15 protein-coding genes and 1 pseudogene are annotated in these 16,107 nt (G+C 36.9%); 1 reads left to right on the top strand and 15 read right to left on the bottom strand.

All coding sequences use genetic code 11. The annotated features are described in order from the left end of the window. The 5 genes and pseudogenes from DN410_RS11255 to DN410_RS11240 form a co-directional block, all read right to left on the bottom strand. Positions 1-253 (bottom strand): annotated as a pseudogene (locus DN410_RS11255) (RNA-guided endonuclease InsQ/TnpB family protein); the annotation flags it as partial. A gap of 298 nt (positions 254-551) precedes the next feature. Then, complete coding sequence (locus DN410_RS11250; protein ID WP_149176557.1) at positions 552-2,003, bottom strand: PH domain-containing protein; 1,452 nt, start codon at positions 2,001-2,003, stop codon at positions 552-554. Further along, positions 1,996-2,472 (bottom strand): PH domain-containing protein, encoded by a 477-nt coding sequence (locus tag DN410_RS11245; RefSeq protein WP_149176556.1) that lies wholly within the window; start codon positions 2,470-2,472, stop codon positions 1,996-1,998. The genes DN410_RS11250 and DN410_RS11245 overlap by 8 nt, the downstream gene beginning before the upstream one ends. Positions 2,473-2,555: 83 nt before the next feature. After that, positions 2,556-2,726 (bottom strand): hypothetical protein, encoded by a 171-nt coding sequence (locus DN410_RS27925; protein ID WP_170959451.1) that lies wholly within the window; start codon positions 2,724-2,726, stop codon positions 2,556-2,558. Positions 2,727-2,728: 2 nt separating this feature from the next. Beyond that, positions 2,729-3,310 carry a TetR/AcrR family transcriptional regulator gene (locus DN410_RS11240; RefSeq protein ID WP_149176555.1) on the bottom strand — a complete coding sequence of 194 codons (582 nt, stop codon included), beginning with the start codon at positions 3,308-3,310 and terminating at the stop codon, positions 2,729-2,731. Between the two features lie 156 nt (positions 3,311-3,466). Here DN410_RS11240 and yjcZ point away from each other — a divergent pair, with 156 nt between their 5' ends. After that, positions 3,467-3,610: a sporulation protein YjcZ gene (yjcZ, locus tag DN410_RS11235; RefSeq protein ID WP_149176554.1), complete on the top strand. Its 144-nt coding sequence runs from the start codon at positions 3,467-3,469 to the stop codon at positions 3,608-3,610. Between the two features lie 116 nt (positions 3,611-3,726). On the opposite strand, the gene DN410_RS11230 is transcribed toward yjcZ, so the two are convergent. The 10 genes from DN410_RS11230 to gntR form a co-directional block, all read right to left on the bottom strand. Then, on the bottom strand, positions 3,727-4,428 hold the full coding sequence (locus tag DN410_RS11230) for a LutC/YkgG family protein (protein WP_149176553.1): 702 nt from the start codon (positions 4,426-4,428) through the stop codon (positions 3,727-3,729). Beyond that, positions 4,409-5,839, bottom strand: a complete 1,431-nt coding sequence (locus DN410_RS11225; RefSeq protein WP_149176552.1) for a LutB/LldF family L-lactate oxidation iron-sulfur protein — start codon at positions 5,837-5,839, stop codon at positions 4,409-4,411. Before DN410_RS11225 ends, DN410_RS11230 begins: the two co-directional genes overlap by 20 nt. A 15-nt stretch (positions 5,840-5,854) precedes the next feature. After that, on the bottom strand, positions 5,855-6,580 hold the full coding sequence (locus tag DN410_RS11220) for a (Fe-S)-binding protein (RefSeq protein WP_149176551.1): 726 nt from the start codon (positions 6,578-6,580) through the stop codon (positions 5,855-5,857). 289 nt (positions 6,581-6,869) lie between these two features. After that, positions 6,870-8,486 carry an amidohydrolase gene (locus DN410_RS11215; protein WP_149176550.1) on the bottom strand — a complete coding sequence of 539 codons (1,617 nt, stop codon included), beginning with the start codon at positions 8,484-8,486 and terminating at the stop codon, positions 6,870-6,872. A 10-nt stretch (positions 8,487-8,496) separates the two neighbouring features. Continuing rightward, positions 8,497-9,864 carry an APC family permease gene (locus tag DN410_RS11210; RefSeq protein WP_149176549.1) on the bottom strand — a complete coding sequence of 456 codons (1,368 nt, stop codon included), beginning with the start codon at positions 9,862-9,864 and terminating at the stop codon, positions 8,497-8,499. A gap of 468 nt (positions 9,865-10,332) precedes the next feature. Continuing rightward, positions 10,333-10,443, bottom strand: coding sequence for a hypothetical protein (locus tag DN410_RS28420; protein ID WP_255446726.1), 111 nt, complete (start codon positions 10,441-10,443; stop codon positions 10,333-10,335). A gap of 102 nt (positions 10,444-10,545) precedes the next feature. Then, positions 10,546-11,955 carry an NADP-dependent phosphogluconate dehydrogenase gene (gene gndA / locus DN410_RS11200; protein ID WP_149176548.1) on the bottom strand — a complete coding sequence of 470 codons (1,410 nt, stop codon included), beginning with the start codon at positions 11,953-11,955 and terminating at the stop codon, positions 10,546-10,548. Positions 11,956-12,219: 264 nt separating this feature from the next. Beyond that, entirely contained in the window at positions 12,220-13,566 is a 1,347-nt protein-coding gene (gntP, locus tag DN410_RS11195) for a gluconate permease GntP (RefSeq protein ID WP_001131717.1), read from the bottom strand. A 117-nt stretch (positions 13,567-13,683) separates the two neighbouring features. Then, on the bottom strand, positions 13,684-15,219 hold the full coding sequence (gene gntK, locus DN410_RS11190; protein WP_149176547.1) for a gluconokinase: 1,536 nt from the start codon (positions 15,217-15,219) through the stop codon (positions 13,684-13,686). Continuing rightward, on the bottom strand, positions 15,212-15,943 hold the full coding sequence (gntR, locus tag DN410_RS11185; protein ID WP_149176546.1) for a gluconate operon transcriptional repressor GntR: 732 nt from the start codon (positions 15,941-15,943) through the stop codon (positions 15,212-15,214). Before gntR ends, gntK begins: the two co-directional genes overlap by 8 nt. Positions 15,944-16,107 lie beyond the last annotated feature (164 nt).

The raw sequence follows: 16,107 nt of genomic DNA, 5'->3' as shown, positions 1-16,107 counted from the left end.
TCTGATAGGCAAGAAGTTGTTTGTCATTCATCTTACCAATATTTTTATGAATATTATCCAGAACTTCTTTCTGCAAAGGCTGCAACTCTTTTTCTTGTGTTAATCCAGTGTACACCTGGCGTATATAAAAGTTTGTGGTGTTGTACATATTCTTAGCGTTATGACAAAATTCTTGAAAATAAGAATACATACGATGCCCTTTCTTAATCCAGATTTGAAGAGTTTTATAGTTTGATGGATTTTCCTTTGTCATTTTATTCACCTCCTTGTTAAGGATATTATAGCAAAAAAGAACATATGTTTCCGTTTTTTTCTTGAAAATAAAATATTTCTTTCGATTCACCTCACCACCTTCACTTACGTTTAGAGGTGGGAGTCCTCTCGAAAGGAATGATAGAAGTACACTACCTTTTTTAATACGTATTGATAAATGCGTGCTGTAATTGTATTCACACATAAATGAAACGAAGAAAAAACTAGTCTCAATGTAAATCACTCATTTCTCTATAACAAAAAAGGCTTACCTTTCATACTAGGCAAGCCTTTTCAAATTAATTCTCACTTATTCTCTTCTTATACCAATCCTGCATTCTCTCCGCATCTTCTACTCTCGTATGCTCTATTTTATAATTCGATGATGCACTAGAAAACTTGTACGTACATAAATCCGCGCGGCGCTGGAAATAGGATTGTGTCTTTTCCATTGATTGGACATGTCTTCTTCTGACAAGCCCTGTATATTTTCCGAGACTACGATATACAAGCGTAATTTGCTCTCCGTTTACACTGTAACCATTTGTTTTAAATGTTGCGTATCCAAGTGTAAAGATGAGGATCGCGAGCGGTATTAACGCCCACAGGATGAAATACTTCTCAAAGTATATACTTATCCCAGTAAGCGGGATTGCTAGCATGGCGAAGAAGATGAAACTATCAATGAGATAGCGACGCAATGCTGCTTTTGGTAATGAAATAATGTTTGTATTCAGTTCGTATGGTAATTGTAAATGGGTGAGTAACTCTTGCACACGATTTTTTTGAATAAGTGGATGTAGTGTAACTTTTTCTTTTTCGTCACCCATTCCCTTACTTTGAATGACTTCTACTTGCACAGCGCAATAACCGAACATTTGACGGAAAATGCCTTCTTTGATCGTAATCCCTTGAATACGGTGTAACTTCAGCACAAGTTCTTTCCTTTCAAGTAACCCTTGAGCAATACGGACTTCATCATGTCTTCGATTCACTGTGAAATTACCGTGTTTTAACGCGTAACCAATTGTAGATATAATCCACGAAAGGACGAGCAAAATAGCTATCATAAAAATCCAACCATATATATCATGTTCCATTACATACGACTTTACGCCATTCTCTATCCATTTCGGAATGTACTCATCTACTTGGTGGTACACGAAAAAGATTAATGAGAATAATAGTCCAAACTGACCAGATGTAACAGATGCTAGTAAAATTTCTTTCCAAGTCAATTTATACTCTGTCGCTTGTTTTTCCTCTGTAACGATTTCTTTTTCTACTGCATGTTCTGCTGCGTCGTCTAACGTTCCTTCTGCTTTCACTTCTGGAGTCGGTTCATTTAGTAAGGAAATAAGCTCCTTCGCCTCATCTTCCGTAATACCAGCTAAGCTAACTTCTGCATCATCGCCTCCGCCAGCTGTTTCGATTTGAATTTTCTTCAAACCGAGCATTTGATATAGAACGTTAGAACTTGTATTAATTGTTTGGACACGCTCTTTATTTAAGTAGCTCTCCTTCTTCACGAAGAGTCCTTGTTTCACATGTAATACGTTATTTTCAACCCAATATGTTGTGTAATACCATTTTTCAAACGCTGAAAAGATGGTAAGTAAACCAAATCCAGCGGGAATTAAATACCAAAACGGGAATTTTCCGTTTAAGCTAAACATGAAAATAATGAGTGGTATAAAGTCTGTTATTTTTAATTCTAATAACATCGTGATCGGATGCTGCCTCTTATACATCCTCATCACTCACTTTCGCTAATTCTGCGATTTTCGTTTTCAACATTTCTGCTTCATACATCGTTAAGCCTGGGATGCTGTGAGAAGTTGCTGCTGTTGAAATATGTAATTCTGCTAATCCATACTTTCTCATAATTGGCCCTTGTTCAATCGTAACGTGCTGTACACGAATCATCGGTACTAATACGCGCTTTACGACGAAAAGACCGTGCTGAATTTCAAGTTCTTCTTCATTTAGTTGGTAGCTATAATAACGCTGACGTAACTTCGGAAACGTAAAGTAATCAAACGGCGTATATACAATTGTTACTCCGATGAGTACATAGAAAATCCAAGCCCACCAATTAAACTTAATCATAAAGAAAAGATATGCCAAAATGACTATAATACTGATCCCTAGCTCAATTAAGGAACGCGTTTTCCACACCTTGACCATGTCAGGGTGAATTTCATTTTTCAATGGCTCCATGTAACCACTCCAAATCTAGTAATCTAATATATGAATACTTCCAATCTATATTTTACATAACTTTACATAAAATTGAAATTTTATTATTTATCCTCTTTTTTCTCAGGAATAAAATATCCAAACCAAAGTAGCCAAATGAAACCGATTAACTTCATCCAACTTCCATCCGCTTGAAAAGCTTCAATCATACCTGGTATTTTATAAATCCCAATGAATCCAAGAAAACCGAGCCACCAGTTTTTTTGCATTTTCACGTTTACTCCTCCTTCATGACGTTTTTCACATTTTGAATCCAAATTTTTTGATACTTAAGCTGAAATCCTATTAGTATGTAATTGCTCATGTTATCAATCACAAGCGCTAACGTGTGGGCATTTTCTTCTGTTGCATGTTGTGATACAACCCCAAGTTCCACACCTTTCTTCAACAAATCATGAAATCCATTTAAAAAATCTTCTTGAATTTCAAACAAGCGTTTCTGATACTTTTCATTTCGCGTCGCAGTTACGATGAATTCATTTATAACGCGTAGTATTCCTTCTTTCCCTTCATACTCAGAGAGCATATGTAAACCATCTGCGATTAACTGTTCTGCAAAGTTTTCTTTCGTATATTGTTCTATAACAAAGTAATTGGCGAAATGATAACCAGAAAAAATTTCTTCAAATAAAAAATCAATTAATGCTTCTTTAGATGGAAAATGATAATAAATAGCTGGCTTTGATATTCCAACTTCTTTCGCAATCATGGAAAGGCTCATCTTCTCCATGCCGTGCTCTGCCATGAGTTTAAAGGAAGCCTCTACAATGTTTTGCGATGTTTGTAAATTCTTTGTCATACTGTACCTCACTTATTTTTACTTACCGGTCGGTAAATAAATTATAAAATGAAACGGAATGATTTGCAAGCTAGTTAGCGTTTTAGAAGGGGTTTATTGGTAAATGTAGAAAAACATAAAATAAAAGCAATATATAACAATAAGGAGGATGTTCATATGGGACTTGGTGGTAAAGGTGGTAGCGGTGGCACTGGTGGCGGTGAAGCTGGACAAGCTGGTAAAAGCGGATTTCCATTCATCATTGTACTCGTTATCGTGTTGATTGTAGTTGGAGCTAGCTATAGTGGACTTGGCTTTTAAGAAAAAAATCGTTTAAGTAATTCCGAGCTTAGCCGGACACACAAAATAGAAAGCTCTAGTTATATAACAACCAGCGCTTTCTATTTTCAGCATTCTTATACATCATGTATGTTTCATTATTGATCATCCACAATAATATAAGCTGTTCTAATCGGCCCATGTACACCTACAACAAGATTCATTTCAATGTCCGCGCTATTTGACGGGCCCGAAACGAAATTCACACAAGCTGGCAAGTTTTCTCCTGATATATTTTGATCATGAATCAGTTTTGTAGCTTGGGTTAACCTTGGTACGATCGTACTTTTAGGAACAATTGCAATATATGACTCTGGAAGAAGACTAACATGCCTTCCTTTTAACCCGTCATTAAATAGTACAACGGTTCCTGATTCTGCCAAAGTCATATCACTGAACGTAATGCCAAGGTCAGCAGCTTTCGCAAATGCTATATCCTCTTCTTTATGATCTAATCCCCACGTACGAAATTGTGTTGTACCTTCATTTTTGAAAAATGGAGTAAGACCATACTCATTAAAGCGCTCATCATTCGCACACATCGCAGATTTGATATTCCATTCTTGTATAAAAGACCCCAATGTTTCAACAAGCTTTTCCTTTGTTGTTCGCTTTACTTCTGTATGAATCACTTCGCAGTGTTCCATTAACTGTAAGACAAGTTCATCTTGCGAAAGTCCTTCGAACACATTCCACTGCGGGGAAACAGACCATTTCGGTTTTTCCACTGCTTCTGGACGTTTCCTACCAAGCTTTTCTGATAATTGGAGCAAAAATTCCTCACGATTTTGGATGGCCATCATCGTTCTCCTTTACGCGTTTTTCAAACCACTCTCGGAACGGTTGTTTTTTCGGAACTGGAAAATCTCTCGCTTCCGTCCATGCTTTTAACGGCCCAATGCCGCGCTCGATTTTATCGCCTTTTGCAAGAGGTTTTAATGCATACGGAGCGCTCTTCGCAGCAAAAGAAAATAATTTAGGACTCCTCACCGTTTTTTCAAAACCTTTCATAGCAACGTTCCAAGCTACAGGTGAGTATTTTTCTTGTACAATGCGGCTCCGATGTTTAATTAATAAGTCGTGTAACGGGATTTTCACTGGGCACGCTTCTGTACAAGCACCACAAAGGCTAGACGCATAAGGTAAATCCTTATATTCATCATATCCTCCTAAAAGCGGTGTCAACACAGCTCCAATTGGCCCTGGATAAATAGACCCGTATGCATGTCCACCAATATGCCGGTATACAGGACACACGTTAATACATGCGGCGCAACGAATGCACTGAAGGACACTTTGGAATTCTGTTCCTACAATATCAGAACGGCCATTATCAACAATGACTAAATGAAACTCCTCCGGTCCATCTGTCCCGCCCGGCTCAGTTAACCCTGTAATATAACTTGTTAACTTTTGTCCTACAGAACTTCGGCATAGAAGTGTTACTAAAACATCAAGCTCTTCCCATGTCGGAACAATACGCTCCATCCCCATAACTGTAATTAACGTTTTCGGAAGTGTCGTCGTAAGTCTTGCATTTCCTTCGTTTGCTACGATAGAAATGGAACCAGACTCTGCAACAGCAAAGTTACATCCCGTCACCCCTATATCCGCCGCAAAAAAATCATCACGTAAATACGCTCTTACAAACCTCGCCATTTCCGTAGGATCGGATGTTCCCGTGTAATTTAACTTTGTTTTAAATATTTCACAAATATGTTCTTTATCTTTATGAAGACACGGAACAACAATATGTGACGGAGGATCGTGGTCGTTCACTTGTAGAATAAATTCCGCAAGATCTGTTTCTAACACTTCCGCTCCAGCTTCTTCAATCGCTTCATTTAAACTAATCTCTTCCGTTACCATCGATTTTGATTTCACAATTTTTTTCGCATTTTTCTTTTTTACAATCTCTTTTACATATTCCCTTGCGTCTTCTGCAGTCTTTGCAAAATAAACATAACCACCGTTTTTCTCAATATTTTCACTCAATTGATATAAATAATAGTCTAGGTTTTCTAACGTATGCTTTCGAATTTCTTCTCCTAAAACTCGCCATTCTTCCCAGTTTCCAAGACTCTCAGTAGCTTTTAACTTCTTACCTCTAAGACCATCTTGCGCTTTCCTAACAGCCTGCCGCATAAACGGATCACCAATACCTGTTTTCGTACGCTTATGAAAGGGATCTTTCCCAATTTTCATTCCCATCTCTATATCCCCCTCTTATTTTCGATCTTCATTTAATACTTGAGCAATATGTTTTACATCAATTGGATAGCCATTACGTGTTAAACGTCCTTTTATATTCATTAAGCAGCTACAATCCATTCCAATTAACACTTCCGCACCGGTTTCCATAATATGCTTTACTTTTTCCTCAACCATTTCTTCAGAGATTTCTGGCATCTTTACTGAGAATGTCCCTCCAAATCCGCAACAATCATAATTATGGGGCAGTGAAACAACTTCAAGTCCCTTTACGCATTTTAATAATTTTTGCGGTGGTTCTTTAATCCCCATTAATCGGCTCATATGACAAGATGTATGAACTGTTACTTTTTTATGAAGCTCTGCACCTAAATCTTCTTTCCCTAATACTTCAACGAGAAATTGTGTGAATTCATATGTTTTACTTGCAAGTTCAGTAGCTTTTTTCTGCCATTCTGCTTCACTTTCAGAAAATAAACTAGAAAACTCGTGAACCATCATCGCGCAAGACCCCGATGGTGCCACAACATATTCTGAACTAGCAAAGGCTTCAATCATATGTTTTGCAGCTGTTTTTGTTTCTTTCACATACCCGCTATTATAAGCAGGTTGTCCGCAGCAAGTTTGCGTTTTCGGAAAATCAACTTCACACCCTAAATCTTCAAGAATTTCCACAACATCTCTTCCGACTTCTGGATAAAAAACATCTGCCACACACGTGATAAATATTGATACTTTCATATTTTGCACCCCTAAATACAGTAAAGTAAGCTCAAGTAACTTTATAATTAAATTTACCTTTATTGTATATTATTGGTAATACATTTAAAAAATATGAATAGAAATAACAAAAAAAAGACTCTCAAGTTTGAGAATCTTTTTATATGTTTAGAACTTCTTTTTCTAAAATTAGCGCCTATGTGTCCGTATGACGTTTTTTTAATTACAGTAGATTTTGCGCTTCATTTCATATTTTCATTACATGCTAATTGAACTGGTCCAATTGTCACTTCTTTCTCTTCTTCCCTCATTAATTTTTAACGCTTTCTTTCTCATTCCGAAAAACTATATTGCCATTTACCATTGTAAAAATAACCTTAGCTTCTTTAATTTCTTCCACTGGTACAGTAAACAAATTCCGATCTAGCACAACTATGTCAGCTAGATTCCCTTCTTCTATTATGCCTAGTTCATTTTCGCGAAATGAGGCATACGCAGGAGTATACGTGTACGCTCGTAACGCTTCCGCTAATGATATTTTCTCTTGCGAATTCCATTCCACACCTTCATCATCTAGCCTTGTTACAGCACGGTAAATTTCTGGTAACGGGTTTATTGTAACAACAGGATAATCACTGCCAAATACAAGCTTTGTTCCTGCATCCATTAATGTTTTCATCAAGTAATTGTATTGCATCCTTTCTGATCCAATTAACTTTCTATATACTTCTCGACTTGTAAGATTAATATGTTCAGGCTGAATGGACGCCAGCACCCCTAATTTTTGAAACCTCTCAATATCATTTGGATGAATCATTTCAACATGCTCAATTGCGTGCCTTGCATCTCTTTTTCCATTCTGTACTTCAGCCTCTTCAAAAGCATCTAATGCTAAACGTACAGCTCCATCTCCTATTGCATGAAACCTTACGCGAAAGCCCTCTTTATCGGCCGCCACTGTCCATTTTTTTATAGTTTCTGGTGGATATGTAGTATTCCCTCTTGTTGTTTCCTCATTATATGGTTCAAGTAAATATGCCGTATAACTAGTTGTTACTCCATCAATAAATTGTTTAAATCCACAAAATTGAACCATACTAGATTTGTATTTCTCCTTTAAGGATTTTGCTAAGTTTACATCTCCATTTAGCGGCGCAACAAAATGAATTCTCGTTGTTAACTCTCCTGTTTTTTCAAACTCATCATATAACTCAGCTTCTTCCACGCCCATTTCTGGTATCCTCAATAAATCATGCACAGAAGTTACTCCATATTTCGCAGCTTCTATTAAAAAATTCTGAAGCAATACCCTATTTCGTTTAGAGTTAAACTGCAATACGCTAGTTGCTAACCCCACTGCATTTTCCTTTAAGATTCCTGTCAGCTCACCATTTTGATCTCTGACGATTTCTCCATATGGCGGACTTTTAGTTTCTTTATTAATCCCTGCCATTTCAAGTGCTTTACTATTTAGCCAAACACTATGAAATTCAGCATGATATAAAAACACCGGACAATCTGCAACATACTCATCCAATATCATCCGATGTGGCTCTTCATGAATTTCCCATAAATTCTGTTCCCAGCTACTTCCAATGATACAATTTATCTCTTTATTTCGTTCAGCAAATTCCTTTACAAGCTTTCCAACTTCTCTAGCTGAACGCGCCTGAATTAACTGTACTCCCTCATTTACTAAACTTCCTAACATTAAATGAATATGGAAATCATGAAATCCAGGCATAATAAGCTGATCCCCAAAATCATGTACAATTGTGTCAGCATCTACATAATCATGAACCTCTTCTTTCGGAACAAGAGCAATAATCTTATTATCCTTAACAATAATTGATGCCGAGATAGGCGTTTCTCCTATACCTGTAAACACAGCTTGACTACTTAAAATTATATCCGCTTTTTTTCTCATAACTCTCCCCCTAAGTAGATAATTCTTGTCCATCTTCTTTCTGTAATTCATCAAAATTCATCTGTGGTGGTTGAACACGGAATAATTTGGTGATATATAGAAGATATGCAATACCTATAATGGTCCATGCTCCTCCCAGCATGAGAGACATCTTGTCTAAATCACTCCATAATTTAATTGTTATACATGCACCAATAAGCGGTATTAACAAATAGAGAATCGTAGATTTTAATGATCTTTTCCCTCCTTTAATAAAGTAATGTGCAATGACGGAAATATTCACAAATGTAAAAGCAATCAATGCACCGAAGTTAATAAAAGATGTAATTGTAACAAGGTCAGTAAATAGAGCCATCAAAGCAAAAATACTTACTAAAATAATATTTTTGATAGGCGTTTGAAAACGTGGATGTATATAGGCAAAAAATGATTTTGGTAGTACAGAATCCCTCCCCATTGCATATAAAATACGTGAAACACTAGCATGAGAAGCTAACGCAGATGTGAATGCGGTTACAATCATTCCTGCAAGAAACAAAGCACTAAATAAATTTCCTCCTACCATTCTAGCTATTTCAGCAGCTGCCGTATCTAAACTTTTATACGCTAAATAGTCTGGATGTATTAAATGCGCTAGATATGAAACGATAATATAGCACATACCAGAAAAACAAATGACAAAGAAAATCGCTTTTGGAATGGTCTTTTTTGGTTGAATGGTTTCCTCTGCAAAAGTTGTTAAAGCATCAAACCCTAAAAAGGATAAACAAAGTACAGATGCCCCTGAAAATGCTGCAATGATTGACGAATCTGGATTCATAAACGGTTTTAATGACAATAATGTTCCTTCTCCTGTTCCATTAAGAAGCGAATTAATACATAGAATACAAAAAACCATTAATACGATATACTGGAATCCTAAAAAAATCATGTTCATTGTAATCGTTACTTTTGTCCCTACAACATTAATTACTGTCACAATTATAATCATCGCAACAATCCATATACCCGAAGGAATAGAAGGAAAATAATCTGATAAATAGAGTGAAATAATGAGGAAGTTAATCATGGGGATAAACAAATAATCCATTAAAATTACCCAACCAACCATGAAACCTAATCCTGGACTTAATGACTTTTGAGTATACGTATAAGCTGATCCCGAAATTGGATACGCTTTTGTCATTTGTCCATAGCTATATGCTGTAAATAACATCGCACATAGTGCAAGTATATAGGCTGTTGGTATCACTCCTTTTGATAAAGATTCCACTACGCCAAACGTAGTAAATACCGTTAATGGTGCCATATAGGCCAGACCCAGCAATACAAGTTGAAAAAAATTCAAAGAACGCTTTAACTGAATGTCATCTTTCACTTTTCACTCCCCTTTCATCTTTGCAACTTATCTATGCAATTTTTGTTCCATTTTGTTATCTTATGGAAAAATTATAATTTTCTCATGTTATAAAACAAACACGGATAAATTCCCCACGGGAAAATATCCGTTTCTGCATAAATTATGAATACTTGCATACTTTCCGTACCCCTGAAATATTTATCTCGCGTGAAATTAAACTTATATAACCTTAGCTTGATGGGCATAGGGTATCGCCAGCATTTTTGAAAAAAACTAAGCTAAGCAAAAAATACAATGAGCCGTCCATATGGACAGCTCATTTACATAATTCTTGTTAGCGGAAGTAAATCAATTTGGTTTGTTTAATATAAGCTCTCGTTTATTGAAGAAGTGATTTTCAATAAAAAACATCTTATCATTGGAATTCAAATTTAACCGGTCTTAAAAAAAGTTCTTCTAATGCATCTTTACTTTCAAACTTTTGACCTAAGACAACGCTTCTCCAAATTTTCGATTATGACTATGTAATGAGAACAATGTTGCCTCATAATCTCCTAAATGACTCAATCCATATATCCTTAAATCATTTCCTCCCATAGCTGTAACCAGACGTGAAATTTCCATCAGTAGGAGTCTTATTGCCTGCGAATCGTGGGATGAAAAATGGACTAAGAATTTAATCTTAGTCCATTTCTTATTTTATATCCATTTTGTATGGAATATACCTTCTTTATCTACTCGTTTATACGTATGTGCTCCAAAATAATCGCGCTGCGCTTGTAACAAGTTTGCAGGTAGTTTTGCAGTACGATAGCTGTCATAATAAGAAATTGCTGCTGAAAATGCAGGTATCGGAATGCCCTGTTGTACTGCCATTGAGATAATTTGGCGTAATCCACCTTGATATGACTCTACAATTTCTTTAAAGTATGGATCAAGTAAAAGGTTCGGTAGGTCAGTGTTTGTTTCATAAGCCTCTTTAATGTTCTGTAAAAAGGCAGCACGGATAATACATCCGCCTCTCCAAAGCATAGAAATGCTGCCAAAATCAAGGTTCCAATCATATTCTTCAGAAGCTACCTTCAATTGCGTGAATCCTTGTGCATAAGAACAAATTTTACTCATATATAAAGCTTGGCGCACTGCTTCAATTAATTCAGCTTTTTCAACTCCAATTGCTGTTTTATCTTTAGGGCCAGATAAAACTTTGCTTGCGTTCACACGCTCTTCTTTTAAAGCAGAAATGCAACGTGCAAATACAGATTCCGTGATAATAGGCAGAGAGATACCTAAATCAAGTGCGCTTTGGCTTGTCCATTTCCCTGTACCCTTTTGTCCTGCAGTATCAAGAATAACATCCACTAATGGCTTACCAGTTTCTTCATCTTTCTTCTTGAAGATATCGGCTGTAATCTCAATTAGATAGCTGTTCAGTTCACCTTTATTCCATTCAGCAAATATTTCATGGAACTCTTCTGCAGTCAAATCAAGTGTTTGTTTCAAGAAGAAATATGCTTCACAAATTAATTGCATATCTCCATACTCAATACCGTTGTGAACCATCTTTACATAGTGGCCTGCCCCATTAGGTCCGATATAAGAACAGCAAGGCTCGTTATTCACTTTTGCAGAGATGTTTTCAAGCATATCCTTTACTTTTTCGTATGCATCCTTCTGTCCGCCTGGCATAATAGATGGTCCCTTCAATGCACCCTCTTCGCCGCCTGACACACCTGCCCCGATGAAATTGATTCCTTCTTCGGCAAGACGTTCGTTTCGGCGAATTGTATCGACAAAGTATGTATTACCACCGTCAATTAAAATATCACCTTTATCGAGGTAAGGGACTAGAGAATCAATCGCCTTATCTGTAATTTCCCCTGCATTAACCATTAATAAAATCTTTCTAGGTGATTCAAGTGAGTTAACAAACTCTTCAACTATATGAGTACCAACTAAGTTTTTACCACGGTTTTCCTCAATGATTTCATCAACTTTTTCCTTTGAAATATCATATAGGGCAACAGAATACCCTTTGCTCTCAAAGTTAAGTGCGAGGCTTTTTCCCATAACGCCAACACCAACAACTCCAATTTGTAACTTTTCCATATTCCATCGTTCCTTTCCGTGTATGTTACTCTGTATTATAGTATATATACCTAAAATAACACTTTAATCAAATAATCAATCTTTTTCATTTCAATAGGCTCCGCCAGTATTCGTGCAAAAGGTTATAGGGACACGGCACATCACTATCAAGTTAAAAAATAAAGAGAAATTTTCATCCTTATTAATCAATCATGAAAAATTACCGGTTAATTATGAAAAATCACATTAAACAGCTACCGTATCCCTTTTACTGTTTAGAAAGATCTATACAAATAAACTTAATAATAAAGTAAACCCTAATCCGGCTACAGAAACGATAGTCTCAAGTAAAGTCCATGTTGCAAATGTTTCTTTCATGCTTAAACCAAAGTACTCTTTGAACATCCAGAAACCCGCATCGTTCACGTGTGAAGCAATTAAACTACCAGCCCCTGTTGCAAGGACAACTAAAGCAAGGTTAACATCAGATTGACCTAACATCGGAATCACTAAACCAACAGTTGTTAATGCAGCAACCGTAGCAGACCCCAATGAAATACGTAAGATGGCAGCGATAATCCATGCGAGCAAGATCGGTGATAATGAAGTTCCTTTGAACAATTCGGCTACATAGTTACCAACGCCGCCATCAATTAATACTTGTTTGAAAGCGCCGCCTCCACCAATAATTAAGAGCATCATCCCAATATTCGAGATCGCTGTTGTACAAGATTCCATCACGTTTTTGATTGGAATATTTCTTGCCAATCCCATTGTATAGATCGCAACTAGTAAGGATATCAACATGGCAGTATCCGCATTCCCAATAAACTCGATCGTTGCTAGTAAACTATTATCTTTGAATCCCATTGTTTTTTGCAGCAAAGTAATAATTGTAGCGACTGCCATTAAAAGAACAGGCAGTAAAGCGGTAAAAACACTGATTCCAAAGCCAGGAGTTTCTTCAAGTTTAAATACTTTCTGCTCACCTAAAGATTTGATATTACCGGTTTTTGTGAACGCATCAGGTACTAGTTTTTTTGCAAGTTTAGTAAATACAGGTCCAGCTAACACAACCGTTGGAACCGCTATCATAAAACCGTAAAGTAATACTTCACCGATGTTTGCATGCAATTCACCAGCGATAGCAGTTGGTCCTGGGTGTGGCGGTAAAAATCCGTGTGTTACAGATAAAGCTGCTGCCATCGAAATACCGAGATATAAGATAGAAACTTTTAATTCTCTTGAAATCGCAAATACAATTGGAATTAATAATACTAATCCTACTTCAAAAAATAATGCAATCCCGATAATAAATGAGGCAGTCACAACAGCCCATTGAATGTTCTTTTCACCAAATTTTTTCACAAGGGTCATGGCAATGCGTTGTGCGCCCCCAGAATCTGAAAGCAACTTACCTAACATCGCACCAAGTCCAAAAACGAGTGCTAAATGACCAAGTGTTCCGCCTAATCCCGCTTCAATGGTTTTAAAAATCTTTTCTGGTGGCATTCCAAGTGCTAAAGCAACCCCGACCGATACAATGATTAATGAAATAAAGGTATTTAATTTAAAGCGCATAATCAGTAAAAGTAATGCTAAAATCCCAATTGCTACAATGACTAATGGCATCGTAGTTCCCCCCTAATCTTAGCTGTATTTGTATTTATCCCGCTATTCGTGGGCAGTAAGGCCCCCCACCTCGAGGTTTAGATAGAAGCGAGGCGTGGGGGATTACTGATGAAAGTTTTACTTTATTAAATTTCTTTGATAATTTGCAATTCGTGTATAATCATCTTCTAGCGCCCTTGATAGGTTAATAAATATCGGCAGTAATTGTCTGTATTCTTTTGTTGCTTCTTCTTTCGGTGTATGTTTGTAGGTACTGCCAACCATTTCGGAAACGATTTCAAAAGAATCAATTTTTCCTGTGGCATAGAGACCTAATATACATGCACCTAGACATGAGCTTTCGTAGCTCTTTGGAACAACGACTTCAGATGCGAAAATATCGGACATCATCTGTCGCCAAACGTCAGACCTTGCGAAGCCGCCTGTTGCTTGAATACGGGTTACAGGACCATCCATGCATTCGGTTAACGCTAAGAATACAGTGTATAAATTATATATAACGCCTTCTAAAGCTGCACGAATCATATGTTCCTTCTTATGTGACATCGTTAAACCGAAGAAGGAGCCACGTACATCTGGATTCCATAATGGTGCACGTTCCCCTGCGAGGTATGGATGGAATAATAATCCGTCTGCACCAGGTCTCACGCGTTCAGCTATTTTAGTTAATACATCGTATGGATCAATTCCTAGTCTTTTCGCAGTTTCTACTTCTGATGAAGCAAGTTCATCACGAATCCAGCGAAGGACCATTCCGCCATTGTTTACCGGTCCACCAATTACCCAATGCTTTTCCGTTAAGGCATAACAAAATATTCTTCCTTTTTTATCTGTTTGTGGCTTGTCAATGATGGTCCGAATAGCACCACTTGTCCCAATTGTGACAGCAATCTCACCTTTTCGAATTGCATTCACACCTAGATTAGAAAGCACCCCATCACTGGCACCAATGACAAACGGTGTTTGTGAATCGATACCAATCTTTTGGGCTAAATCTGGATTGCAGTTGCTAAATATTTGGGTGGTTGGTACGAGTTCAGATAATTGAGCTGATGTTATACCAGCAATTTTTAAAGCCTCCTCATCCCAATCTAGCGTTTTTAAGTTCATCATACCCATGCACGAGGCGATGGAATGATCAACAACATATTGATCAAAGAATTGTTTGAAGATATATTCTTTGATTCCAATATATTTTTTCGTTCTAATAGCAATTTCCGGATGGTCATTCACAATCCATGTAATTTTACTTAATGGTGACATTGGGTGAATAGGTGTTCCTGTTCGTCTATAAACTTCATGGCCATTCAGTTCATCTTTGATTTTATGTGCCCATTCCTCACTACGATTATCTGCCCAAGTGATACAAGGTGTCAGCGGCTGATCATTTTCATCCATAGCAATGACACTATGCATAGCACTGCTAAATGAAATAAACGATGGTTTTTTATCTGAATGCTGTTTCGTTATATTTGATATCGCTTGTAAAACAGCTTGGAAAATCTCTTCTGGATCTTGTTCCGCTGTGGATATACCCGGTGTGCGAAGTGGATAACCAATATTCTTGGTTTGGATGACTTCGCCTTTTTCAGTAAATAAAACTGCTTTCGTACTTGTTGTACCGATATCTATACCTAACATATAGCTACTCATGTCCTTGCTCAACTCCTTTAGATAACATTTGTTGTGACATCCAGAGATCTTCAACTTTCCCTTGAACATCATCAAAGTTTTGATGTAAGGCCTCAATCATGAGGGCTCGATCTTTTGATTCGATTGCTTTTATATAAAGCTCATGATTTTTAATAATCCGTTCAAAGTCTTCGTACTTTTCCTTGAAACGAGTACGCATTGATAAAAGGATTAAGCTTTCCATAACAGGCTTTAAATTATTCCAAATCATCAGGATGTAGGAATGCTCAATGGTTCGAATAATCGTTTCATGGAATAAAAGATCTTGATAAGAAAATTCATCAGAATCATGATATTTAATGGCGATTTTCATCATTTCCATTATTTTATTTAGTTCTCTTACTAAATCATTTGTGTCCATCTTTCCAAGTCGCTCAAAGATAAACGTTTCTATAAGTAAACGAACATCATATATTTCTTCGATTTCTTTCTCGGTTAAACCAATGACAACTGCGCCCATTCTTTCTAAGCGAATAATATTTTCAGAAGCTAGTACTTTTAATGCTTCACGAACGGGTGACCGACTTACAGAAAAATCGGCAGCTAATTTATTTTCTGACAGGATGGTACCGCTTTCAATTTTACCTCCAATAATGCGCATTCTCAGTTCGCTCGCAACACGATCACCTGCAGAAGCTTTTGAAAGCCATTTTTCAGGATAAAGAAATCCCATTGATTCCGTCATAACTTCACCTCATGTTAATCAAGTATACTTGTATACAAGTATTATAACTCGGATTTTTAATTATGCAAGCGCTTTTACTTTTTGTTTCGATTCTTTTAAGGAGATAGCCCCACATCCCTCAACTTAAGAAACACATTCCTCCCCAGAACGATAAAAATAAACTT

The organism is Bacillus sp. SH5-2 (assembly GCF_008368905.1).
Taxonomy (GTDB): domain Bacteria; phylum Bacillota; class Bacilli; order Bacillales; family Bacillaceae_G; genus Bacillus_A; species Bacillus_A luti.
The sequence above is the reverse complement of the archived record's forward strand: the minus strand, read 5'-3'. Positions and strand labels throughout refer to the sequence as shown.

Coding starts and splice junctions, on each gene's coding strand:
- DN410_RS11250 (WP_149176557.1), bottom strand. CDS start 2,003: ATGTATAAGAGGCAGCATCCGATCACGATGTTATTAGAATTAAAAATA.
- DN410_RS11245 (WP_149176556.1), bottom strand. CDS start 2,472: ATGGAGCCATTGAAAAATGAAATTCACCCTGACATGGTCAAGGTGTGG.
- DN410_RS11240 (WP_149176555.1), bottom strand. CDS start 3,310: ATGACAAAGAATTTACAAACATCGCAAAACATTGTAGAGGCTTCCTTT.
- yjcZ (WP_149176554.1), top strand. CDS start 3,467: ATGGGACTTGGTGGTAAAGGTGGTAGCGGTGGCACTGGTGGCGGTGAA.
- DN410_RS11230 (WP_149176553.1), bottom strand. CDS start 4,428: ATGGCCATCCAAAATCGTGAGGAATTTTTGCTCCAATTATCAGAAAAG.
- DN410_RS11225 (WP_149176552.1), bottom strand. CDS start 5,839: ATGGGAATGAAAATTGGGAAAGATCCCTTTCATAAGCGTACGAAAACA.
- DN410_RS11220 (WP_149176551.1), bottom strand. CDS start 6,580: ATGAAAGTATCAATATTTATCACGTGTGTGGCAGATGTTTTTTATCCA.
- DN410_RS11215 (WP_149176550.1), bottom strand. CDS start 8,486: ATGAGAAAAAAAGCGGATATAATTTTAAGTAGTCAAGCTGTGTTTACA.
- DN410_RS28420 (WP_255446726.1), bottom strand. CDS start 10,443: ATGGGAGGAAATGATTTAAGGATATATGGATTGAGTCATTTAGGAGAT.
- gndA (WP_149176548.1), bottom strand. CDS start 11,955: ATGGAAAAGTTACAAATTGGAGTTGTTGGTGTTGGCGTTATGGGAAAA.
- gntP (WP_001131717.1), bottom strand. CDS start 13,566: ATGCCATTAGTCATTGTAGCAATTGGGATTTTAGCATTACTTTTACTG.
- gntK (WP_149176547.1), bottom strand. CDS start 15,219: ATGAGTAGCTATATGTTAGGTATAGATATCGGTACAACAAGTACGAAA.
- gntR (WP_149176546.1), bottom strand. CDS start 15,943: ATGACGGAATCAATGGGATTTCTTTATCCTGAAAAATGGCTTTCAAAA.